Below are 20,613 nucleotides of genomic sequence, written 5' to 3' on the forward strand. Positions count from 1 at the left end.
GCGATTTCAAGACTTGCGCAAATCCCGGAGGCCCCTTCGCCGGCAAGCCGGCTCCTACGGGTGATAGGCGGGGAACGGGGCTTTCAGCCCTGGAACTCGGGGTTGGCGTAGTCCGCCAGCTTGCCCTGGATGAAATCCAGGAAGCCCCTTCGCCAGCAAGCCGGCTCCTACAAGGGGTCGACTGCCGGACAGACCCGATGCTCACAGCCACCGTAGGAGCTGGCTTGCCAGCGAAAGCGATTTCAAGACTTGCGCAAATCCCGGAGGCCCCTTCGCCGGCAAGCCGGCTCCTACGGGTGATAGGCGGGGAACGGGGCTTTCAGCCCTGGAACTCGGGGTTGGCGTAGTCCGCCAGCTTGCCCTGGATGAAATCCAGGAAGCACTGGATGCGCAGGGCCAGTTGCGAGTTGCGGTAGTACACCGCGTTGATCGGCTGGCGATAGCCGCTGTTGAACGAGGCCAGTACCGGTTGCAGGCGCCCGGCGCGGATGTCGTCGATGGTCATGAAGTGCGACAGGCAGGCAATGCCCTGCCCTTCCAACGCCAGGTGGCGCAGGGTCTCGCCGCTGGAGGCGCTGATGCCCGGCTGGATCTGCCAGCGGTCGCCATGTACATGGCGTAGCGGCCAGTGGTTGAGGGTCTCGGTCTGGGTGAAGCCCAGCAGGGTGTGCCCGGCCAGTTCAGCCACGCTTTGTGGCGTGCCGTGGCGGGCCAGGTAGTCAGGGCTGGCGAGGATATGCAGCGGGCTGCAGCCCAGGGAGCGGGCATGCAGGGTCGAATCCGCCAGCACGCCGATGCGAATGGCGATATCGGTGCTCTGCTCCAGCAGGTCGATGATCAGGTCGTTGCTGTTGAGTTCCAGCTGGATATCCGGGTACAGACTGCGGAACTCAGCCACATAGGGAACGATGGCGTGCAGCATGAAGGGCGACGCAGCGTTGATCCGCAAGCGCCCGGACGGATTGCGCTGGCGCGAGGACAGGCGCTCTTCGAGCTCGTCCATCTGGTCGAGGATCAGCTTGGCCTGCTCGAAGAAATAACGCCCTTCTTCGGTCAGGTCCATGCGCCGGGTGGTGCGGTTGATCAGCGTGGTGTCGAGCTTGGCCTCCAGCCGCGACAAGCTGCGGCTGACCGCCGAAGGGGTCTGGGCCAATTGCTCGGCGGCGGCGGAAATCGAGCCGCACTCGATGACACAGACGAAGACTTGCAACTCGTCGGATCGGGCTTTCACATGAGTCCTCTGGCGGCAGCGGGGCGACATCGCCCCTGAATTTCAAGGCACTCAATAGTAGCCGGATTCAACCCGGGAGATTGAACACCGCCTTGAGGTGTTCCTCATAACGCTGCACATCGCCTTCGATGTTCGGGCGCTTCATCACGTCGACACAGAGAAAGGTCGGCAAACCGCTCATGCCGAGGAACTGGTTGGCCTTGTGGAACGGGAAGTACACCGCGTCCACGCCCTTGGCTTCGAAGAAATCGCTGGGGTCGTCAAAGGCCTGCTGCGGCGCGTTCCAGGTCAGCGACAGCATGTACTGCTTGCCCTGGATCAGGCCGCCGCTGCCGTATTTCTGCGAGGCGTCGGAACGGGTCCGGCCATCGCTGGCGTAGAGGCTGCCGTGGCCTTCGGTGAAGACTTCGTCGATGTACTTCTTGACGATCCACGGCGCCCCCATCCACCAGCCGGGCATCTGATAGATGATCACGTCAGCCCAGAGAAACTTCGCCACTTCTTCCTGGATGTCGTAGCCCTCGTCGATGTGGGTGACCTTGACCTCCAGGCCGCCACGATCCAGTACCGCCAGGGCGGTGTCGTGCAGGGTGGCGTTGTAGCGGCCATCGGAGTGGGCGAATTGTTTGGCGCCATTGAGCAGCAGTACTTTTTTCATGATCCAGCCTCATCGGGAACAACCCGTTGCGCATCGGTAGCGGCGGGCTGTGAAGATTGAAAACGATGGCGGCAGGTTAATCAGGCAAGGGCGGGAGAATAAGCCCGGGTTGTTCAAAATACATTTGACTCAAACGCACGAATCGACAGCGGATTGTTGCCTTAGAATTTTCAACCTCCTCTAACGCAGCGAGCGCTTACAGTATGTCCACGCCCCAGGCCTTTATCCTCCATGCCAAGACCCGTCCCGAGCGCGCCGACGCTTTCGAAGCCTTCTTCCTCGGGCACGTCGCGGCCAGTCGCGCCGAAGCAGGCTGCATCGAATACCACATGCTGCGGGACCGGCAGGACCCGAGCCTGTTCATTTTCTATGAGGTCTGGGCCTCCCAGGAGGCGCTGGATATCCACTCCAGCCTGCCGCACATGCAGCAGTTCCTCGAGGCCCGCATGGACTACCTGGAGCAGGACTTCGAGATCCGCGCCATCGACATGCTCAGCCCCGCTGCGGCTGGCCGCTGAGCAAAAGGTCTAGCCGCTGATCAGCAGGTGCCCGCCCAGCAGCCCCAGGCCGATAAAGAACGCCCGCTTGAACAGCAGGGCGCTGATGCGCTGGCGCAGCCATTGCCCCAGCCACATGCCCAACAGCGCCGGGGCCAGGGTCAGCAATGAAGCCCCCAGCTCAGCGCTGCCCAGGGCGCCACGCCACAGCAGGCCGGCGGCCAGGGCCAGGGTCGAGACGGTGAACGACATGCCCAGGGCCTGCACCAACTGATCCTTGTTCAAACCCAGGGCCTGCAGATAGGGCACCGCCGGGATCACGAACACCCCGGTGGCGGAGGTGATGACGCCGGTAATCAGCCCGCACAACGGTGCCAGCCAGCACTCATGGACAGGGGCGAGCCGCAAGCTCGGCAGCAACAGACCGCTCAGCGCATACAGCAGCAAGGCGCCCCCCTGCCCCCGCACCACCCAATGCCCGCCATCGATGCCCAGCCACAGGGAACCGGCCGCAGTGCCGACGAAGATCGCCAGCAGCATCGGCCACAGGCGCTTGAGCAAGGCCGGCAGGTGCTCGCCAAAGGCCAATTGCCAGAGGTTGGTCAGGGTCGCCGGAATGATCAGCAAGGCCGCAGCCTGCGCCGGAGCCATAGCCAACCCCAACAAACCCATGGCAATGGTGGGCAGCCCGAGACCGATCACCCCCTTGACCATGCCGGCCAGTACGAAGGTGCCGATGACCAGCAGAGAAAGGGCCAGTCCGAGGTTTTGATAAAACGCGAGAGAGCTGTTCATGGGCCTATCCTGCGCCCTGCTCGCCGAGCTGAAAATCTGCCATATACTGAGCCAGCCTCTTGCCTGGCAATAGGCACATACAAAAACCTATTGCCCGTACCTCCGCAGGAGCTGGCTTGCCAGCGAAGGCGCACTCAAGCCCGATGCAAAATCCGAAGGCCTCTTCGCCGGCAAGCCGGCTCCTACATAAGAAATTGCTGGTTGGGGAATCATTCATGCACTTCGATCTGATCGACCTGCGGCTTTACCTGAATATTCTGGAGGCCGGCAACATCACCGCCGGGGCCGCTCGCAGCCACTTGTCCCTGGCCGCCGCCAGCGCTCGAATCCGCGCCATGGAAGCCTCCCTGGGCATCGAGTTCCTCGAACGCGGGCGCCGCGGCATCAGCCCGACACCCGCCGGCAAGGCACTGGCCCAACATGCCCGGACGCTGTTGCTGTACGCCGAACACCTGCAACAGGACCTCGCCGAATACGCCAGGGGGATCAAGGGCCAGGTGCGCTTGTTGTGCAACACCACCGCCCTCAGCGAGTACCTGCCGGAGCTGTTGGCGGACTTCCTGCACAACCAGCCCCAGGTGGATATCGACCTGCAGGAATTGCCCAGCCAGCGCATCACCCACGCCCTGCGCCAGGGTGCGGCAGACCTGGGTATCGTCTCCGACGCGGTGGACACTCAGGGACTGATGAGCCGGCCTTTCCGTGATGATCCGCTGGTCCTGGTGATGCCCCAGGATCACCCGCTGAGCCTGCAGCCCAACCCCAGTTTCAGCGACACCCTGGCCCACGACTACGTTGGCCTGGCCAGCCACAGCGCTCTGGCGGTGTATCTGGAGGAACAGGCCCTGCACCTGGGACGACGCATGCAATTGCGCATCCGCGCCGAAGGCTTCGACGCCCTGCTGCGCATGGTGGCCCGTGGTGCCGGGCTGGCGCTGGTACCCCTGGCGGCCCTGGAGCGCAACCGTCACCTGCCATTGCAGTCCCGCCCTCTGAGCGAAGCCTGGGCCCGGCGCCGGTTGCTGTTGTGCGCCCGCGACTTCGCGGCGTTGCCACTGTATGCCCAAGGTTTGTGCGCGGCACTGCTGCAACCTTGACTCTCCCCTTAGGGGCAGACTTTAGCCTTGGGGTTTATTCCTCAAGGACCACGGCAATGAGCAAACGCATCCTGGTGATTCTCGGCCACCCCTCGCGCAACAGCCTGTGCGCGGCATTGAGCGAGCGCTATGTGAAGGCGGCACAGGAGGCCGGGCATGACGTGCGCCAGCTCAGGCTCGGCGACCTGCACTTCGATCCGGTGCTGCGTGAAGGCTACCGGCAGATCCAGCCCCTGGAGACCGATCTGCAACAGGCCCAGGCCGACATCCTCTGGGCCGAGCACCTGACCTGGGTCTTCCCCATCTGGTGGGGCGGGATTCCGGCCCTGATGAAGGGCTTTCTCGACCGCGTGCTGCTGCCGGGCTTCGCCTTCAAGTACCGCCCCGGCAAGGCCTTTCCCGAGCAACTGCTCAAGGGCCGCACCGCCCACCTGATGGTGACCATGGACACCCCGCCCTGGTATTTCCGCTGGTTCTATCGCATGCCCGGCTTGCAGCAGATGCGCCGCACCACCCTGGCCTTCTGCGGCATCAAGCCGTTGCGCACCCTGACCTTTGGCCCGGTGCTGGACGCCAGCGAAGAACGCAAGGCGGATTGGCTGATGCAGGCGCAGTACCTTGCCAGGCAGTGAATCCAGCGGATAATGCGCAACGCCGTCCACCGCCCGCGACCGGTACTGAACAAGGAGTTTTCATGTACATCGGCCAAGCCGCGCAACTGTCCGGGACCACGGTCAAGTGCATCCGTCACTACGAAGCCATCGGCCTGTTGCCCGAAGCTCCGCGTCAGGGTCGCTACCGTCTCTATGACGCCCAGAGCGTCGAGCAACTGATGTTCATCAAATGCGCGCAGCAGCTGGGTTTCAAGCTCAAGGAATTGCAGCAGGTGTTCGCCACGCACAAGGGCCAGGCCTTTCCCTGGGACCGCGCGCAGGCCGCCCTGGCGCAAAAGAGGCGCGAGCTGCAACAACAGATCGATGACTTGCAGCAGTTGCAGAGCCGGCTCGAAGTCTTCGAGACCAGCCTGCAACAGGCTCGCGAGGAGTGCCCCCTGGGTAGCCTCTAGCGGGTCGTTGAGAAAGGAGCAGAAAAGTGCATTCCGATAGAAAATTCAATTAATTAGTGACGCCAATCAGACTCAGCGGCTCGCACGAACAAGTACGCTGGCACCGTCCAGACCTCCGGACTCGCTCCACCAGCTCCGCCCTCAGACTTTCGGATGCAACTTGGGGCACCAAACCAAGCTGCGATGTGTTCCTCGGGGACATTTGGGTCCCCCTCAATGCCGACCACGACCGCAAGAAGGCCGTCTAGCTCGACTAAGTCACCACGTTGCCAATTTGTCATGCGCAGCACCTTTGAAGGCTTTCGATTTTCAAGTCAGCTCGTTCGTCGCAAGCGCGACACTCACCACAACTCAAGTTGGGGATGGCTGCCACCACCCAGCGATTGCGCCCAGGCGGATCACATTGTAAGCCGCTAAGGCCCAGGTGACCCAGCCTCGCAAGGTGGCGCGACCTAACCACCCTCCTTAGTCGCTCACTACGCACGCTATACACAACCTGCACCCGCGATGCCCGGAGAATCCGCTCAGACGGAATCGACGGCCGCCCAGCGTCCGCATAGCGGGTGTCCAGCAGATCGCTCAGCTCGCGGAGAATCGTATCGACCAAGATGCGAAGCCTACGAATGGGGTGATCGGCCGGTACACCGGCCTCCACCGATACGTACGAGCTATACGTACGAGAGCAGGCCAAGCTGCTGGACATCCGGGAGGCGTGGCCTCAGACCTCGGACAGTCCGGCGACCGTCCTGGGCTTACGGAAGCACAGGTAGTAGACCAGGGTCAGCAACAGCAGGAAGGGCACCCCGAACACCAGGGTCATCTTGAACGCCTCGGTGAAGAAGGTGGTGATCATCACCGCCCCCATCAGCACCAGTCCCAGCAGAGTGCTGTAGGGAAACAGGCGCATGCGGAATGACAGTTGCTGTTCACCATGACGCTGGTGATAACGACGGAAGCAGTAGTGGGTGAGGAAGATCATGAACCAGGTGAAGATCGCGCCGAACATCGAGATCGCCATCATCAGGACGAATGAACTCTCCGGGTACAGCACGTTGATCAAGGTGGCCAGGGCGATACCGGAGCTGGACAGCAGCAAGGCATTCAGCGGAATCCCGGTCTTGCTCAAGGCGCCCATGGACTTGGGCGCAAAGCCGGCGCGGGACAGGCTGAACATCATCCGCGTGGTGATGTAGAGCTGGCTATTCATCGCCGACAGGGCCGCGATCAGGATCACGAAGTTCATCACCCCGGTGGCCCCGGGAATGCCGATGGTCTGCATCACCGTGACGAACGGGCTCTGGGCCTTGCCCGCCTGGACCCAGGGCACGATCGCCAGCATCAGGGCCAGGGTCAGCAGGTAGAACACCACCAGGCGCACGATGGTGGCGCGAAACGCCTGCTTCACCGCACGTTGCGGGTCCTGGGCCTCCCCCGCCGCCACCGCGATCATTTCCACGCTCAGGTAACTGAAGATCGACACAATTACCGCGATCCACATGCCCTGGAAACCATTGGGGAAGAAGCCGCCGTGGGCGCTGTAGTTGTGCACGCCGTAATCGGGGTTGCCGGAGCCGAACACCACGTACACCGCGAGGAGGATGAAGCCGACGATGGCCGCGATCTTGATAGTGGAGAACCAGTACTCGAAGTTGCCGAAGGTCTTCACGCTGATGGCGTTGAGCAGCACCAGCACGCTGGAGAAGGAAACGATCCACACCCATTCCGGGACGTTGGCGAACCAGTACTTCATGTACATGGCAATGGCCGTGACCTCGGCGCCCACCGCCAGCACGATGGCCGCCCAATAGGCATAGCGCACCAGGAACCCGGCCAGGGGACTGATGTAGAACTCGGCATAGGCGCCGAAGGAGCCGGAGGTGGAATGGGCCACGGTCATTTCCGCCAGGCAGCCCATCAGCAGCAGGGTGATCAGCGCGCCGATGGCATAGCTCAACAGCACGCTGGGGCCGGCATAGCCGATGGCGTAGGCACTGCCCATGAACAGGCCGGTGCCGATGGCCCCGCCAATGGCGATCATGCTCATCTGGCCGGCGGTCAGCTGGCGCCTGAGGCCGTGCTCGCGATTGGAAATCGCTTCGAAACCCTTGTTGGAGGTGGTCACTTTGAGTGCCTCTTTATTGTTGTGTGCACGTATAGATCGATGTGACGGCCCATCCTTGTGCCGCTTGTCCTGATCACCGCAGGCTGCGGTGACCAGGAAGCAGGAGCCCGGTCAGGTCACGCTGTGACGCACCTGGAATTGCGCCTGGGCCCAGGTTTTTTCATCGAGGATTTCACCGAGAATCTGCACCGCCTCCCAGACCTCACTGAAGCGGGTGTAGAGCGGGGTGAAGCCGAAACGCATGATCCGTGGCTCGCGATAATCGCCGATCACACCACGGGCAATCAGGGCCTGGATCACCGCGTAGCCTTCGGGGTGTTCGAAGCTCACGTGGCTGCCGCGCTTGGCGTGATCCCGCGGGGTCACCAGCTTCAGGTCATGGCCGGCGCAACGCTGTTCCACCAGTTCGATGAACAGGTCGGTCAGGGCCAGGGACTTGCGCCGCAGGCTTTGCATGTCGGTCTGTTCGAAGATCTGCAGACCGCACTCGACCATGGCCAGGGAGGTGATCGGCTGGGTGCCGCACAGGTAGCGCGCAATACCGCTGGAGGGTTCGTACTGGGTGGCCATGTCGAACTGCCGGGCATGCCCGAACCAGCCGGACAGTGGCTGGGTCACCAGATCGCAGAGGGCCGGAGCGACCCAGGCGAAGGCTTGCGAACCTGGGCCGCCATTGAGGTATTTGTAGGTACAGCCGATGGCGTAGTCGGCGCCGGAACGGTTCAGTTCCACCGGCACCGCGCCCGCCGAGTGGGCCAGGTCCCAGAGGCTCAGGGCGCCGGCTTCGTGGATCAGCCCGGTAACGGCCTGCATGTCGTGCATGTAGCCGGTCTTGTAGTTGACGTGGGTGAGCATCACCACCGCCGTGTCCTGGTCGATTGCCGCCGGGAGCTGTTCCGGGCTGTCCACCAGGCGCAGGGAATAGCCCTGCTGGAGCATCCGGGTCAGGCCCTCGGCAATGTACAGATCGGTGGGAAAGTTGCTGCTTTCGGAAACGATCACCCGCCGCTCGGGGGCACGCTCGGCCTGCACCTGCAGGGCTGCGCTGAGGACCTTGAACAGGTTGATGGACGTGGTGTCGGTGATCACCACTTCGCCGCTGCCGGCGCCGATCAGCGGGGCCAGGCGGTCTCCCAGGCGCTGGGGCAGATCACGCCAGCCGGCGCTGTTCCAGCTGCGGATCAGGCCATCGCCCCACTCCTGCTCGATCACTTGCCGGGCCCGTTCCAGGGAAGCCACAGGGCGAGCCCCCAGGGAGTTGCCGTCGAGGTAGATCACGCCCTCGGGCAAGGCGAACTGTTGGCGCAGCGGCGCCAGTGGGTCCTGTTCATCGAGACGCAGGCAGTGGTTTTTATCGATCATTGGAAGTCCTGTCTTGGTCAATGTCATGCCCGCCTTGCGCGGGCCGGGCACGGGGTCTGGGCAACCCGCAAACTCAGGAAATAATGGACGAAGCTGCGGAGAATTTTCGTGCAAAGTGCAGCGCGTTACCGTACTAATCTCGAATAAAATTCTAATCCTCCAATAAAAAACGCGGATTTATGCCAGCCATGACCCTCGACTCCACCGACCTGCGCATCCTGCACTTCCTGCAACAGGATGGGCGTATCAGCAATCAGGAACTGGCGGAGAAAGTCGCCCTTTCGCCCTCCGCCTGCCTGCGCCGCCTGCGCATGCTCGAAGGCGACGGCATCATCAGCGGCTACCGCGCTCAGCTCAACGCCGAGCGCCTGGGGATCGAGCTGGAAGCCATCGTCCATGTGTCCCTGCGCCAGGACGTGGAAGGCTGGCACGAGACGTTTATCAACAAGGTCCAGCAATGGCCGGAAGTGGTGGCCGCCTACGTGATCACCGGCGCCAGCAACTACGTGCTGCGCATCCGGGCGCGCAACCTCAAGCACTTCTCGGATTTCATCGTCAATCACCTGAACCGCGCGTCCGGGGTCACCGACATCCGCTCGGAAATCGTCCTGCAGAAGATCAAGGAACAGGACGGCCTGCTGGACCTGGTGCTGCGCAAGTAGCCTGCCCTAAAACCCCACCGGGCGCCGCGCCTGGTGGCGCTGGGCCGTGGCGCTCGGCGCCTCGTCGAACAGCTTGCGGTACTCCGCGGAAAACCGCCCCAGGTGAGTAAAGCCCCAGGCCAGGGCAATCTCGGAAATATTGCGCGCCGCGCCGTGTTCGAGGATGTCCTGGCGCACGCCATTGAGCCGATGGCGCTTGAGATAGGCCATGGGCGACAGGGCGAAGTACTTGCGAAAGGCCTCGAACAATTTGAAGCGCGAAACGCCGGCGGCGGCTTCCAGGTCCTCCAGGTGCACCGCCTCCCGGGCATGCTCGTGCAGGTACTGGCGGGCACGCACCAGGTAATGCGGCAGCTTGACCCCGAGCATCGCCCGCAACTCCGTGGAGTAGTTGTTGGGCTGGGCCAGGATCAGGCCCTTGATCAGGGAGCTTTCGATTTCCCGGGTGAAGGCCAGTTGCTCGTAGAGCTCGTTGCCTTGGGCCAGTTCGCCAATGAAGTGATGCGCCATGCGCCACCAGGCCGCGGCGGCGCCATGCAGTGCATCCATGGCCGGCTCGAAGCGCAGCGGCTGCTCGACCGGGCGTTGCAGCAAGGTTTCCAGGGCCTCGCTCATGGCCGGCCGGGAAATCACCACCTGCAACTTGCGGCAGTCGCCGGAGATGGCCAGTACCTGGCTTTCGTTGGGGGCAATGATCACTCCCTGGCCGCGATCCGAGCGCAGCAGGCGGCCGTCCTTGCTCAGCTCCTGCTCGCCGCACAGGGGCAGGCTCAGGCTGTAGCTGCTGAAGCGCTCGGTGTCCTCGATATCCACCACCACATCGGTGCCGTACTCGATGATGCCCAGGGTCGTGGAGCGCGACCTGAGTACATTGGCACTGTGGTGAAAACGGATGCGTTCGGGGTTCGCGGTTTCCAGGCGGTGGGGGCCACAGATGCCCGCCATCCAGTTCCTGGCCCCTTCGAGGTCATAACGATCGATCCGAATCTCGCGAAACAGCCCATCAGCCTTGCTATTCATCACGGCGCACCCACGGCAATTTTATTCAGCGCGCTCTGACGGCGCGTCTTGTGTGACAGGGCAAGTTTTGCGCCAGCCGACGATGCTGCCAACCCAGTGGATAGCAATCGCCAACTAAGTGGATAACCCCGCCCTCTCGTCCTCTTTGGCAGGACTCACAGTAGCCGATCAGCGCCCCGCGATGCAGCCGTCGATCACTTATCCGCACGATTGTGGGTAGAGGCTACCCAGGCAATTTTGTGGATGGCCTTGGCCGACTAAGCGGATAGCCACCGGCGCCCTGCACTCTCTCTAATGGCGACACCCGATTGGCCTGAATAAAAAAGGTACCGACTCATGAGTGGTGCAAGAAGCGTCGAGCAGTGGCAAGACTTCATCCACAGCTGCCTGGATTTTCGTCCCGCGGACGGGGTGTTCCGGATCGCCCGGGAGATGTTCACCGAGCCCGAGCTGTTCGATCTGGAGATGGAACTGATCTTCGAAAAGAACTGGATCTATGCCTGTCACGAAAGCGAATTGCCCAACAATCACGACTTCATCACGATGCGTGCCGGGCGCCAGCCGATGATCATCACCCGCGACGGCGAGGGCCGGCTCAATGCCCTGATCAACGCCTGTCAGCACCGCGGAACCACCCTGACCCGGGTGGGCAAGGGCAACCAGTCGACCTTCACCTGCCCGTTCCATGCCTGGTGCTACAAGAGCGACGGGCGCCTGGTGAAGGTCAAGGCGCCTGGGGAATACGACGAGGGTTTCGACAAGGCCACCCGCGGCCTGAAGAAGGCCCGCATCGACAGCTACAAGGGCTTTGTCTTCATCAGCCTGGACGTGGCTGCCGACAATTCCCTGGAAGACTTCCTCGGCGATGCACGAATCTTCTTCGACATGATGGTCGCCCAGTCCCCCGACGGTGAACTGGAGGTGCTGCCGGGCAAGTCGGCCTACACCTACGACGGCAACTGGAAGCTGCAGAACGAGAACGGCCTGGACGGTTATCACGTCAGCACCGTGCACTACAACTACGTGGCCACGGTGCAGCACCGCCAGCAGGTCAACAGCGACAACGGCACCGGCAGCAGCGCCACCCTGGACTACAGCAAGCTGGGCGCCGGCGACGCCAGCACCGACGACGGCTGGTTCGCCTTCAACAACGGCCACAGCGTGCTGTTCAGCGAGATGCCCAACCCGGCAGTGCGTTCCGGTTACGCCAGCATCATGCCGCGCCTGGTGGAAGAACACGGCCAGGCCAAGGCCGAGTGGATGATGCACCGCCTGCGCAACCTGAACATCTACCCGAGCCTGTTCTTTCTTGACCAGATCAGCTCCCAGCTGCGGATCATCCGCCCCATTGCCTGGAACAAGACCGAAATCATCAGCCAGTGCATCGGGGTCAAGGGCGAGAGCGACGCCGACCGGGAAAACCGCATCCGCCAGTTCGAGGATTTCTTCAACGTTTCGGGCATGGGCACGCCGGACGACCTGGTGGAATTTCGCGAGGCCCAGCGCGGTTTCCAGGGGCGCCTGGAGCGCTGGAGCGATGTCTCGCGCGGCCATCATCGCTGGGTCAGCGGGCCCACCGCCAACAGCGAGAACCTGGGCATCCAGCCGGCCATGACCGGCACCGAAATCACCCATGAGGGGCTGTACGTCAACCAGCACCAGAACTGGCAGAAGTTCCTCCTCGACGGCCTGCAGCGCCAGCCCCTGAAACTGCGTGAGGTGTAAGCATGAATGCGCAATTGCAGTACCAGATCGAGCAATTCTTCTATCGCAAGTCCGAACTCTGCGACGCCCAGGACTGGGACGCCTACCTGCAGCTGTTCGCCGAGGACAGCGAGTTCCACCTGCCGCAATGGGACTCGGAACACGTCTACACCCAGGACCCGAAACGCGAGATGTCGCTGATCTACTACGCCAACCGTTCGGGGCTGGAGGACCGGGTGTTCCGCCTGCGCACCGGCAAGGCGGCCTCGACCATTCCCATGCCGCGCACCCTGCACATGGTCAGCAACCTGCGGATCGCCGAGGGCGACCATGGCCATCTGCAGGTGCGCCTGAACTGGCACACGCTGTTCTATCGCCTGGCCACCTCCGAGGACTTCTATGGCCACGCCACCTACGACCTCAAGCCCCACGGCGACAGCTGGCTGATCCAGCGCAAGCACGTGCTGCTGCTCAACGACACGATCAACTCGGTGCTCGATTTCTACCACCTCTGACTCGACGGACATTTCTTCATGACGCACAAGGTCGCGTTCAGCTTTGCCGACGGCAAGACCCTGTTCTTCCCGGTCAAGGCCAATGAAATATTGCTCGACGCCGCCCTGCGCAACGGCATCAAGATCCCCCTGGACTGCCGCGAAGGGGTCTGCGGCACCTGCCAGGGCCGTTGCGAGTCGGGCCAGTACAGCCAGGACTATGTGGACGAGGAAGCGCTCTCGCCCCAGGACCTGGAGCAACGCAAGATGCTCACCTGCCAGACCCGGGTGCAGTCGGATGCGGCGTTCTACTTCGACTTCGATTCCAGCCTGTGCCACAGCGCCGATCCGCTGCAGCGCACAGGCTCGGTGATCGATGTGCGCCAAGTCTCGGACAGCACCGCCATCCTCCACCTGGACCTGGGCAGCAGCGAGACACCGCTGGAATTTCTCCCCGGCCAGTACGCGCGCCTGCGAATTCCCGGCACCGACAGCAGCCGCGCCTACTCCTTCGCCAACCGGCCGGGGGCGGACAACCAGTTGCAGTTCCTCATCCGCCTGCTGCCCGACGGGGTGATGAGCAACTACATCCGCGAGCGTTGCCTGGTGGGTGACAGCATTGCCCTGGAGGCGCCGCTGGGGGCCTTTTACCTGCGCCAGATCAGCCGTCCGCTGGTGCTGGTGGCCGGCGGCACCGGACTGTCGGCGCTATTGGCGATGCTCGAGCAGATCGTCGAGCAGGGCTGCCAGCAACCGCTGCATCTGTACTACGGCGTGCGCCACAGTGCCGATCTGTGCGAACTGGCGCGTATCCAGGCCCTCGGCGAGCGCTTGCCGGCGTTTCGCTTCACCCCGGTAATCAGTGACACCGACCCGAATTGGTCGGGCAAGCGCGGCTACATCACCGAGCACCTGGACAGCAGCGAACTGCGGGACAACGACACCGACCTGTACGTTTGCGGGCCGCCACCGATGGTCGATTCGATCCGGATCTGGCTGCAAGAACAGCAACTTAACCGCGTTCAGCTGTATTACGAGCGGTTTACCGAGAGTAATATCTGATCCCGTCAGCATTCAGCCGCGATCGGTCCCGTTCAGCCTGGGATCGGTCCTGATAACAACTAGAAGAGAGCGCAATTTAGTGGATCAGACCTTGAAGCAAGGTGAACTCAAGCGTGGCTTGAAGAATCGCCATATTCAGTTGATCGCCCTGGGCGGGGCAATCGGCACCGGACTCTTCCTCGGCTCGGCCGGGGTACTCAAGTCCGCCGGACCTTCGATGATCCTCGGCTATGCGATTGCCGGGTTCATCGCCTTCCTGATCATGCGCCAGTTGGGGGAAATGATCGTCGAGGAGCCGGTGGCCGGCTCCTTCAGCCACTTCGCCCACAAGTACTGGGGCGGTTACTTCGGCTTTCTCGCGGGCTGGAACTACTGGGTGCTGTATGTCCTGGTGGGCATGGCCGAGCTCACCGCGGTGGGCAAGTACGTGCAGTTCTGGTGGCCGGAAATCCCCACCTGGGTCAGCGCCGCGGTGTTCTTCGTGCTGGTCAACCTGATCAACATGATGAACGTGAAGTTCTTCGGTGAAGCCGAGTTCTGGTTCGCCATCATCAAGGTGGTGGCCATCGTCGGCATGATCGTCCTCGGCTGCTACATGCTGTTCAGCGGCACCGGCGGTAGCCAGGCGTCGGTCAGCAACCTGTGGTCCCACGGCGGTTTCTTCCCCAACGGCGGCACCGGCCTGCTGATGGCCATGGCCTTCATCATGTTCTCCTTCGGCGGCCTGGAACTGGTGGGCATCACCGCCGCCGAAGCTGCCGAACCGCGCAAAGTCATTCCCAAGGCCATCAATCAGGTGGTGTACCGGGTGCTGATCTTCTACGTCGGCGCCCTGGCGGTACTGCTGTCGCTGTATCCGTGGGATGAACTGCTGGTGAGCCTCAACGCCGGCGGCGACGCCTACAGCAGCAGCCCTTTCGTGAAGATCTTCTCGCTGATCGGCAGTGATGCGGCGGCGCAGATCCTCAACTTCGTGGTCCTGACCGCAGCGCTGTCGGTGTACAACAGCGGCGTGTACTGCAACAGCCGCATGCTCTACGGCCTGGCCGAACAGGGCGATGCACCCAAGGCGCTGATGAAGCTCAACAAGCAAGGCGTGCCGATTCTGGCCCTGGGCATTTCCGCGCTGATCACCCTGCTCTGCGTACTGGTCAACTACCTGGCGCCCCACGAAGCACTGGAGCTGCTGTTTGCCCTGGTGGTGGCGGCACTGATGATCAACTGGGCACTGATCAGCCTGACCCACCTGCGCTTTCGCAAGGCCATGGCCGAGCAAGGTGTGGTGCCGTCGTTCAAGGCCTTCTGGTCGCCGCTGAGCAACTACCTGTGCCTGGCCTTCATGGTGATGATCATCGGCGTGATGTGGATGATCCCGGGCATCCGCGCCTCGGTGTATGCGATTCCGGTGTGGGTCCTGGTGATCTGGGGCTTCTACCGCCTGAGTCATGCCCGCAAGGCCAGGCAGCCCGCCCTGCACTAAGGCTCACGGTTGCAAGACCCCAAAGCCCGGCCCGAATCAAGGCCGGGCTTTTTTTCGACCGCTCAAAAGCGGTCTGCCAATTACGGCAAATGCGGCCTGAAATAACAGTCCGCCCTCTATCTAGAATCGACTCCCTCCCGGCACATGAGCCAGGGAGCCTGTTCCTCGATGGAGAGCGGCTTATGAACAGAACGGCGACAAACCTGCGCTGGACCGATGTTTTCTCGCCCACCGTGGCGGCGCTGATTTCAGTGCTGGTGAACTACGGCGGGACCTTTGTCCTGGTGTTCCAGGCCGCCGAACTGGCGCGGCTGTCACCGGCCCAGACCGCCTCCTGGGTCTGGGCGGTATCGGTGGGCGTGGGCCTGACCGGGCTGTGGCTGAGCCTGCGCTACAAGGCACCGATCATCACCGCCTGGTCCACCCCCGGCGCGGCGTTCCTGGCGACCGTGATGCCGTTCACGCCCTACGCCGAGGTGATCGGCGCCTACCTGATCTCGGCCCTGGGTTTCATGATTCTGGGCGGGTCCGGGGCCTTCGACAAACTGGTGCGGATGATCCCCAAGGGCATTGCCGCCGGCCTGCTGGCGGGCATTCTGCTGCAGTTCGGGATCAATGCCTTTGGCGGCGCCAGCGCCGATCCGCTGTTGGTGATCGTGCTGCTGGTGTCCTATGCCCTGCTGCGGCGTTTCACCTCGCGCTTTGCCGTGGTGGGCATCCTGGTCATCGGCCTGGGGCTGCTCATCGCTCAGCAGCGGATCGACTTTTCTGCAGTGCACTTGAGCCTGGCGGTACCAGTATTCACCGCGCCGCAGTTCTCCCTGCAGGCCTTGCTCGGGGTGGCGTTGCCGCTGTTCGTCATCACCCTCACCGGGCAGTACATGCCGGGCATGCTGGTGCTGCGCAATGACGGCTACAGCACCAGCGCCAACCCACTGCTCACCGTCACTGGCCTGGGTTCGCTGCTGATGGCACCGTTCGGTGCCCACGCCTTCAACGTGGCGGCGATTACCGCGGCGATCTGTACCGGCGAGGACGCGCACCCGGACCCGAAAAAGCGCTACATCGCCGGGATTGCCTGCGGGGTGTTCTACATCCTCGTGGGAACCTTCGGCGTGACCCTGGCGACCCTGTTCATGGTGCTGCCCAAGGCCTTTGTCACCACCCTGGCGGGCCTGGCGCTGTTGGGTGCCATCGGCGGCAGCCTGGCCAATGCCATGGCCGACGGAGCAACCCGGGAAACGGCGCTGATCACCTTCCTCGCCACCGCGGCCAACGTCACTCTGCTCGGGGTCGGCGGTGCCTTCTGGGGGCTGGTGGCCGGCTTGACCGTGCACCTGCTGATCCATGGCCGGGTCAATCTGTTGGCCGCCCGTGCCGCCAAACCCTGAAGGCCTGCGCCTGGCTAGGCCTTTCTCAGGGCCTGGGCCAGGCGCGCCATGGTCGCTTCGATCTCATGGCCACTCAACGAGGCGTAGCCCAGCAACCAGCCTTGCTGCTTCTGCTCACCGGCATAGAGCCGGCTGAGCCCCGGCAACTGGATGCCGGCCCTGGCGGCTCGTTGCTGGGTCAACGCTTCGCTCCAGCCGGGCTCCAGCAGGCAAGGAATCTGCAACCCGCCCGGTGGCGGCAAGGCCACGGCTATGCCCTGCAAATGCCGCCCGATGGCATCGAGCATGACTTGCCGACGTCCGGCGTACAGCTTGCGCATGGCCCGCACATGGGCGTTGTAGTGCCCCTCTTCCATGAACCGCGCCAGGGTCAGCTGGAGGATCTGCGGCGTGTGCCCGTCGATGATGCTACGGGCAGCACTGAAGGCGCTCACCAGCTCGCTGGGCAAGGCCATGTAGCCCATGCGCAGGCCCGGGTAGAGGGTCTTGCTGAAGGTGCCGATGTAAAGGGTGCGCTGATACGGGTCCAGGCCCTGGACACAGGCGGTGGGCAAACCGTCGTAGTGGAACTCGCTGTCGTAGTCGTCCTCGATGATCCATTTCTCCTGCTCGGCGGCCCAGCGAGTCAGTTCCAGGCGGCGCTCCAGGGACAAGGTGGCGCCCGTGGGGTACTGATGGGACGGCGTTACATAGACACAGCGGGCGCCACTGCGGTCGGCCCGCAGCAGGTCGGTACGAATGCCCTGGCTGTCGACATCGATGGGCACGATCCGCGCCTCGGCGGCCTCGAATGCCTTGCGTGCGCCGAAGTAGCCCGGATTCTCCAGCAGGATCGGCTTGCCGGCGTCCACCAGCAGTTGCGCGCACAGAAACAGCGCCTGGCGGGTACTGCTCAGCACCAGGATCTGCTCGGGCAGCACCTTGGCTCCGCGCTCCAGGTTCAGGTAGGCGGCAATGGCCTTGCGCAGGGGGAGCGCGCCCTGGGGATCGCCATGCAGCAGTACATTGGCGCGGTAATCCTTCAACGCCTGGCGTTGCAGGCGCTCCCAGACGTCCAGCGGGAAGCTGCGGGTTTCCGGCAGCCCGGTAGCAAAGGCGGTGACGACCTGCTGATCGCTGACGCCGCCCCTTTGCAACAGCAGCGCGCCGCGCCGGCTCAGGCCCGCGCCGGGCTCTCGGCTGTGCCCCGGCTGCCCCTGCAACTGCTGGCGGCGGCGGGCCGAGCCGCGCAACTGAGCACCGATGGTTTCACAGACATAACTCCCCGAACCTTCGCGGCGCTGGATAAAACCGTCGCGCTGCAACTGCACATAGGCGTTTTCCACGGTGTCCCGGGATACCGCCAGCGACTTGGCCAGGGCCCGACTGGCCGGCAGTTTCAACCCGGGGCCCAGGGCGCCGTCGAGGATCAGGCCACGCAAGGCCCGCTGAATGCGCTGGTGCAGGTCCAGAGGGCGGAACTCAGGATCGCTGAGGCGCATCTTGAGGGTTTCAAGCTCGAAGGTTCGGGACATGCGGTCTGCCTGATCAAGTGAAGGTGGCGCACAAGGGGCGACCACTTTAGCTGCGCAGCGGCCCTCGCGTCAGCTGTTGCAACCTTCGCAACTGGCGAACGAAGAATGTGCCAATGGACAAGCCCAACAAAAACGGCGCGTCCCCAAGCTGAGGACGCGCCGTTTTTTGTTGAGTGAACAGGGCGATCAGAGCGAGGAGCGGACCCGCCACAGTTCGGGGAACAGCACGGTGTCGAGCATCTTGCGCAGGTAGCCCACGCCTTCGGTGCCGCCGGTGCCGGGCTGGAAGCCGATGATGCGCTCCACGGTGGTCACGTGACGGAAGCGCCACTGGCGGAAGGAATCCTCCAGGTCGATGAACTTTTCCGCCAACTGATACAGGTCCCAATAGGCCGAAGGGTTGGCGTATACCTCGCGCCAGGCCGCTTCCACCGAAGGGTCATGCTGAGTCGTGGTGGTGCTGTTCAGTGCCAGGCGCGCCGGGTCGATGCTCAAGCCGCTGCGGGCCATCAGGGCGATCGCTTCGTCATACATGGACGGGGTGGCAATCGACGCTTCCAGGGATTGCAGCAGCTCGGGACGGTGGGCGTGGGGCCGCAGCAGGGCCGCGCTCTTGTTGCCGAGGATGAATTCGATTTCCCGGTACTGGAACGACTGGAAGCCCGAAGACTGGCCCAGGTACGGGCGGATCGACTTGTACTCGGACGGCGTCATGGTGGCCAGCACGGCCCAGGCGTGCACCAGTTGGTCGAAGATCCGCGAGACCCGCGCCAGCATCTTGAACGCCGGGGGCAACTGACCCTGGCGCACCTGCTCGCGGGCGGCCTTGAGCTCGTGCAGCATCAGCTTCATCCACAGCTCCGAGGTCTGGTGCTGGATGATGAAGAGCATCTCGTTGTGGTCCGGCGACAGCGGATGCTGGGCACTGAGGATGCGCCCCAGGTCCAGGTAGTCGCCGTAGCTCATGGAATCGGAGAAATTCAGCTCGGCGTTATGCCATTCATCCGGTGGGTTGCTTGAAAAAGGACATTGGCTCATGGCGTGGGCTCCTCGCCTCAGGCAGCGGTTACCACCCGCAGGCTGTGCAACCCGGGGCGGGATGCACAACGGCGCGGACGGCCAGCTGTGTATTTATTGTAGGAATCAATCGGCCAGGGGGCGCAGGATCGCCCGCACCGGACTGGCGTCCAGGTGGGCAAAGCGCAATGGCAGGGCAATCAGTTCGTAGTCGCCTTCGGCAACCTCATCCAGTACCACGCCCTCGAGGATCGCCATGCCATGGCGGGCCACGGTGTTGTGGGCATCCATGGTCTTGGATTGCTGGGGATCGAGGGACGGGGTGTCGATGCCGATCAGGCGTACGCCGAGGCTGGCCAGCAGCTCGACAGTGGCTGGAGCAACGGCAGTAAAATCCGGGTCCCAGGCACTCAGCGGAGCCTGTGGATAAGTGCGCAGCAACACTCGCGCAGGCAAGTTGTCCAGGCGTCCGAGCAAGGCTTCGGGCTGCACCAGGGCGCCACTGTCCAGGCAATGCAGGACCCGGCACGGGCCCATGTAGACATCCAGCGACACTTCGCCGATGGGCAGGCCGTCCGGCCGGTAATGCAGGGGCGCATCGACATGGGCGCCGGTGTGGGGCGACAGGGTCACCCGCCCGACATTCACCGGGCACTCGGGCCCGAACTGCCAGACGCGCTCCTCCTGGAACGGCGTGTCCCCCGGCCAGGTCGGGGTCGCGGTACTCAACGGTGGGCTGATATCCCACCAGCGTGGTGTATTTTCCATTCGTGCGGCTCTCGGTCACTCCGGACTGAATGATACGAGCGATACCGGTAAAGATTCTTGCGAAATAACTCGGGCATCGTCAGATATTTCGCAAATCCTGCTAAAAAACCGCCCTTTGTCGAGGGAATGTTTCAACCGTCAGCCGCCCGTTATCCGCAACCGATAGCGGCCCTCGCATTGCGCTTCTGGATACCCCGAGGTCGAGAACAGACATCCCCCTGAACGTCGGGCGCTATAGGGTGCGTCTTCAGTTCTCTGCCCGCTAGGAGCACAGCATGTCGCAACCCATTACCGTTCTGCGCGATACCCATCCGCTGCCCGTCCTCGACGCCTGCAAGTGGGAAAAACTCGAGGGCGATCCCCACACCGTCAACCTCAACGCCTATACCAGCGAGGACGGCAGCAAGATCATGGGCACCTGGATCTGCACCCCGGGCAAGTGGCGGGTGGCCTATGAGAAGTGGGAGTACTGCCATTTCCAGGAAGGGTACTGCGTGATCACCCCGGATGGCCGCGATCCCATCCACTTGCGTGCCGGCGACATCTTCGTGGTGGAACCCGGGATGAAAGGCACCTGGGAAGTGGTGGAAACCGTGCGCAAATACTTCGTGTTTGCCTGAACCCCGAACACCCACCGGGAGCCCGCTCGACTCGGGCTCCCCTTCCGGCATTG

General features: G+C 63.0%; 20 protein-coding genes and 1 pseudogene. 11 read left to right on the top strand and 10 right to left on the bottom strand.

The annotated features are described in order from the left end of the window. Positions 1 to 319: 319 nt before the first annotated feature. Positions 320 to 1,231, bottom strand: coding sequence for a LysR family transcriptional regulator (locus tag BLX41_RS00195; protein WP_011059134.1), 912 nt, complete (start codon positions 1,229 to 1,231; stop codon positions 320 to 322). A gap of 67 nt (positions 1,232 to 1,298) precedes the next feature. Next, the gene (mdaB, locus tag BLX41_RS00200; protein ID WP_123723273.1) at positions 1,299 to 1,889 is read right to left on the bottom strand and encodes an NADPH:quinone oxidoreductase MdaB; all 591 of its coding nucleotides are present in this window, start codon (positions 1,887 to 1,889) and stop codon (positions 1,299 to 1,301) included. 203 nt (positions 1,890 to 2,092) lie between these two features. On the opposite strand from mdaB, the gene BLX41_RS00205 reads away from it, so the two are divergent. Further along, the gene (locus BLX41_RS00205) at positions 2,093 to 2,407 is read left to right on the top strand and encodes a putative quinol monooxygenase (protein WP_123723274.1); all 315 of its coding nucleotides are present in this window, start codon (positions 2,093 to 2,095) and stop codon (positions 2,405 to 2,407) included. Between the two features lie 9 nt (positions 2,408 to 2,416). On the opposite strand, the gene BLX41_RS00210 is transcribed toward BLX41_RS00205, so the two are convergent. After that, positions 2,417 to 3,181 (bottom strand): sulfite exporter TauE/SafE family protein, encoded by a 765-nt coding sequence (locus BLX41_RS00210; RefSeq protein WP_123723275.1) that lies wholly within the window; start codon positions 3,179 to 3,181, stop codon positions 2,417 to 2,419. 215 nt (positions 3,182 to 3,396) lie between these two features. On the opposite strand from BLX41_RS00210, the gene BLX41_RS00220 reads away from it, so the two are divergent. From BLX41_RS00220 to BLX41_RS00230, 3 genes are all read left to right on the top strand, one after another. Continuing rightward, the gene (locus tag BLX41_RS00220) at positions 3,397 to 4,278 is read left to right on the top strand and encodes a LysR family transcriptional regulator (RefSeq protein WP_123723276.1); all 882 of its coding nucleotides are present in this window, start codon (positions 3,397 to 3,399) and stop codon (positions 4,276 to 4,278) included. Between the two features lie 56 nt (positions 4,279 to 4,334). Continuing rightward, on the top strand, positions 4,335 to 4,910 hold the full coding sequence (locus tag BLX41_RS00225; RefSeq protein ID WP_123723277.1) for an NAD(P)H-dependent oxidoreductase: 576 nt from the start codon (positions 4,335 to 4,337) through the stop codon (positions 4,908 to 4,910). A gap of 62 nt (positions 4,911 to 4,972) precedes the next feature. Then, the gene (locus BLX41_RS00230) at positions 4,973 to 5,344 is read left to right on the top strand and encodes a MerR family DNA-binding protein (RefSeq protein ID WP_123723278.1); all 372 of its coding nucleotides are present in this window, start codon (positions 4,973 to 4,975) and stop codon (positions 5,342 to 5,344) included. Between the two features lie 277 nt (positions 5,345 to 5,621). Here BLX41_RS00230 and BLX41_RS37530 read toward each other — a convergent pair whose 3' ends face one another. From BLX41_RS37530 to kynU, 3 genes and pseudogenes are all read right to left on the bottom strand, one after another. After that, positions 5,622 to 6,047, bottom strand: coding sequence for a transposase (locus BLX41_RS37530; RefSeq protein ID WP_473241671.1), 426 nt, complete (start codon positions 6,045 to 6,047; stop codon positions 5,622 to 5,624). Between the two features lie 5 nt (positions 6,048 to 6,052). Further along, positions 6,053 to 7,466, bottom strand: a pseudogene (locus BLX41_RS00245) (amino acid permease); the annotation flags it as partial. Between the two features lie 111 nt (positions 7,467 to 7,577). Further along, the gene (gene kynU, locus BLX41_RS00250) at positions 7,578 to 8,828 is read right to left on the bottom strand and encodes a kynureninase (RefSeq protein ID WP_123723281.1); all 1,251 of its coding nucleotides are present in this window, start codon (positions 8,826 to 8,828) and stop codon (positions 7,578 to 7,580) included. A gap of 188 nt (positions 8,829 to 9,016) precedes the next feature. On the opposite strand from kynU, the gene BLX41_RS00255 reads away from it, so the two are divergent. Further along, complete coding sequence (locus tag BLX41_RS00255) at positions 9,017 to 9,490, top strand: Lrp/AsnC family transcriptional regulator (protein ID WP_123723302.1); 474 nt, start codon at positions 9,017 to 9,019, stop codon at positions 9,488 to 9,490. 6 nt (positions 9,491 to 9,496) lie between these two features. Here the strand turns inward: BLX41_RS00255 and BLX41_RS00260 are convergent, their stop codons facing one another. Beyond that, entirely contained in the window at positions 9,497 to 10,510 is a 1,014-nt protein-coding gene (locus BLX41_RS00260) for an AraC family transcriptional regulator (protein WP_123723282.1), read from the bottom strand. A 336-nt stretch (positions 10,511 to 10,846) separates the two neighbouring features. Between BLX41_RS00260 and antA the strand changes: the two genes are divergently transcribed. The 5 genes from antA to BLX41_RS00285 all read left to right on the top strand — a co-directional run bounded on the left by antA (position 10,847) and on the right by BLX41_RS00285 (position 16,641). After that, a complete protein-coding gene (gene antA, locus BLX41_RS00265) occupies positions 10,847 to 12,235 on the top strand; it encodes an anthranilate 1,2-dioxygenase large subunit (protein ID WP_123723283.1) in 1,389 nt (462 codons plus the stop codon). A 2-nt stretch (positions 12,236 to 12,237) separates the two neighbouring features. Beyond that, positions 12,238 to 12,729: an anthranilate 1,2-dioxygenase small subunit gene (gene antB, locus BLX41_RS00270; protein WP_123723284.1), complete on the top strand. Its 492-nt coding sequence runs from the start codon at positions 12,238 to 12,240 to the stop codon at positions 12,727 to 12,729. Positions 12,730 to 12,747: 18 nt separating this feature from the next. Continuing rightward, positions 12,748 to 13,770: an anthranilate 1,2-dioxygenase electron transfer component AntC gene (gene antC, locus BLX41_RS00275; protein WP_123723285.1), complete on the top strand. Its 1,023-nt coding sequence runs from the start codon at positions 12,748 to 12,750 to the stop codon at positions 13,768 to 13,770. 79 nt (positions 13,771 to 13,849) lie between these two features. After that, complete coding sequence (locus tag BLX41_RS00280) at positions 13,850 to 15,250, top strand: amino acid permease (RefSeq protein ID WP_123723286.1); 1,401 nt, start codon at positions 13,850 to 13,852, stop codon at positions 15,248 to 15,250. Positions 15,251 to 15,432: 182 nt separating this feature from the next. Then, positions 15,433 to 16,641 carry a benzoate/H(+) symporter BenE family transporter gene (locus BLX41_RS00285; protein WP_123723287.1) on the top strand — a complete coding sequence of 403 codons (1,209 nt, stop codon included), beginning with the start codon at positions 15,433 to 15,435 and terminating at the stop codon, positions 16,639 to 16,641. A gap of 14 nt (positions 16,642 to 16,655) precedes the next feature. Here the strand turns inward: BLX41_RS00285 and pdxR are convergent, their stop codons facing one another. The 3 genes from pdxR to kynB all read right to left on the bottom strand — a co-directional run bounded on the left by pdxR (position 16,656) and on the right by kynB (position 19,940). Further along, positions 16,656 to 18,155 carry a MocR-like pyridoxine biosynthesis transcription factor PdxR gene (gene pdxR, locus BLX41_RS00290; protein ID WP_123723288.1) on the bottom strand — a complete coding sequence of 500 codons (1,500 nt, stop codon included), beginning with the start codon at positions 18,153 to 18,155 and terminating at the stop codon, positions 16,656 to 16,658. 186 nt (positions 18,156 to 18,341) lie between these two features. Continuing rightward, positions 18,342 to 19,193 (bottom strand): tryptophan 2,3-dioxygenase, encoded by an 852-nt coding sequence (gene kynA, locus BLX41_RS00295; protein WP_123723289.1) that lies wholly within the window; start codon positions 19,191 to 19,193, stop codon positions 18,342 to 18,344. A gap of 105 nt (positions 19,194 to 19,298) precedes the next feature. Continuing rightward, positions 19,299 to 19,940, bottom strand: a complete 642-nt coding sequence (gene kynB / locus BLX41_RS00300) for an arylformamidase (RefSeq protein WP_123723290.1) — start codon at positions 19,938 to 19,940, stop codon at positions 19,299 to 19,301. A 275-nt stretch (positions 19,941 to 20,215) separates the two neighbouring features. Between kynB and BLX41_RS00305 the strand changes: the two genes are divergently transcribed. Next, entirely contained in the window at positions 20,216 to 20,560 is a 345-nt protein-coding gene (locus BLX41_RS00305; protein ID WP_102861021.1) for a cupin domain-containing protein, read from the top strand. The last annotated feature ends 53 nt before the right edge of the window (positions 20,561 to 20,613 follow it).

It is taken from the genome of Pseudomonas protegens, assembly GCF_003732485.1.
GTDB classification, from domain to species: domain Bacteria; phylum Pseudomonadota; class Gammaproteobacteria; order Pseudomonadales; family Pseudomonadaceae; genus Aquipseudomonas; species Aquipseudomonas protegens_B.

Bases quoted from the DNA above. Each gene is read 5' to 3' on its own strand.
- mdaB (WP_123723273.1), bottom strand. From the start codon at position 1,889: ATGAAAAAAGTACTGCTGCTCAATGGCGCCAAACAATTCGCCCACTCC.
- BLX41_RS00205 (WP_123723274.1), top strand. From the start codon at position 2,093: ATGTCCACGCCCCAGGCCTTTATCCTCCATGCCAAGACCCGTCCCGAG.
- BLX41_RS00210 (WP_123723275.1), bottom strand. From the start codon at position 3,181: ATGAACAGCTCTCTCGCGTTTTATCAAAACCTCGGACTGGCCCTTTCT.
- BLX41_RS00220 (WP_123723276.1), top strand. From the start codon at position 3,397: ATGCACTTCGATCTGATCGACCTGCGGCTTTACCTGAATATTCTGGAG.
- BLX41_RS00225 (WP_123723277.1), top strand. From the start codon at position 4,335: ATGAGCAAACGCATCCTGGTGATTCTCGGCCACCCCTCGCGCAACAGC.
- BLX41_RS00230 (WP_123723278.1), top strand. From the start codon at position 4,973: ATGTACATCGGCCAAGCCGCGCAACTGTCCGGGACCACGGTCAAGTGC.
- BLX41_RS37530 (WP_473241671.1), bottom strand. From the start codon at position 6,047: ATGTCCAGCAGCTTGGCCTGCTCTCGTACGTATAGCTCGTACGTATCG.
- kynU (WP_123723281.1), bottom strand. From the start codon at position 8,828: ATGATCGATAAAAACCACTGCCTGCGTCTCGATGAACAGGACCCACTG.
- BLX41_RS00255 (WP_123723302.1), top strand. From the start codon at position 9,017: ATGACCCTCGACTCCACCGACCTGCGCATCCTGCACTTCCTGCAACAG.
- BLX41_RS00260 (WP_123723282.1), bottom strand. From the start codon at position 10,510: ATGAATAGCAAGGCTGATGGGCTGTTTCGCGAGATTCGGATCGATCGT.
- antA (WP_123723283.1), top strand. From the start codon at position 10,847: ATGAGTGGTGCAAGAAGCGTCGAGCAGTGGCAAGACTTCATCCACAGC.
- antB (WP_123723284.1), top strand. From the start codon at position 12,238: ATGAATGCGCAATTGCAGTACCAGATCGAGCAATTCTTCTATCGCAAG.
- antC (WP_123723285.1), top strand. From the start codon at position 12,748: ATGACGCACAAGGTCGCGTTCAGCTTTGCCGACGGCAAGACCCTGTTC.
- BLX41_RS00285 (WP_123723287.1), top strand. From the start codon at position 15,433: ATGAACAGAACGGCGACAAACCTGCGCTGGACCGATGTTTTCTCGCCC.
- pdxR (WP_123723288.1), bottom strand. From the start codon at position 18,155: ATGTCCCGAACCTTCGAGCTTGAAACCCTCAAGATGCGCCTCAGCGAT.
- kynA (WP_123723289.1), bottom strand. From the start codon at position 19,193: ATGAGCCAATGTCCTTTTTCAAGCAACCCACCGGATGAATGGCATAAC.
- kynB (WP_123723290.1), bottom strand. From the start codon at position 19,940: ATGGAAAATACACCACGCTGGTGGGATATCAGCCCACCGTTGAGTACC.
- BLX41_RS00305 (WP_102861021.1), top strand. From the start codon at position 20,216: ATGTCGCAACCCATTACCGTTCTGCGCGATACCCATCCGCTGCCCGTC.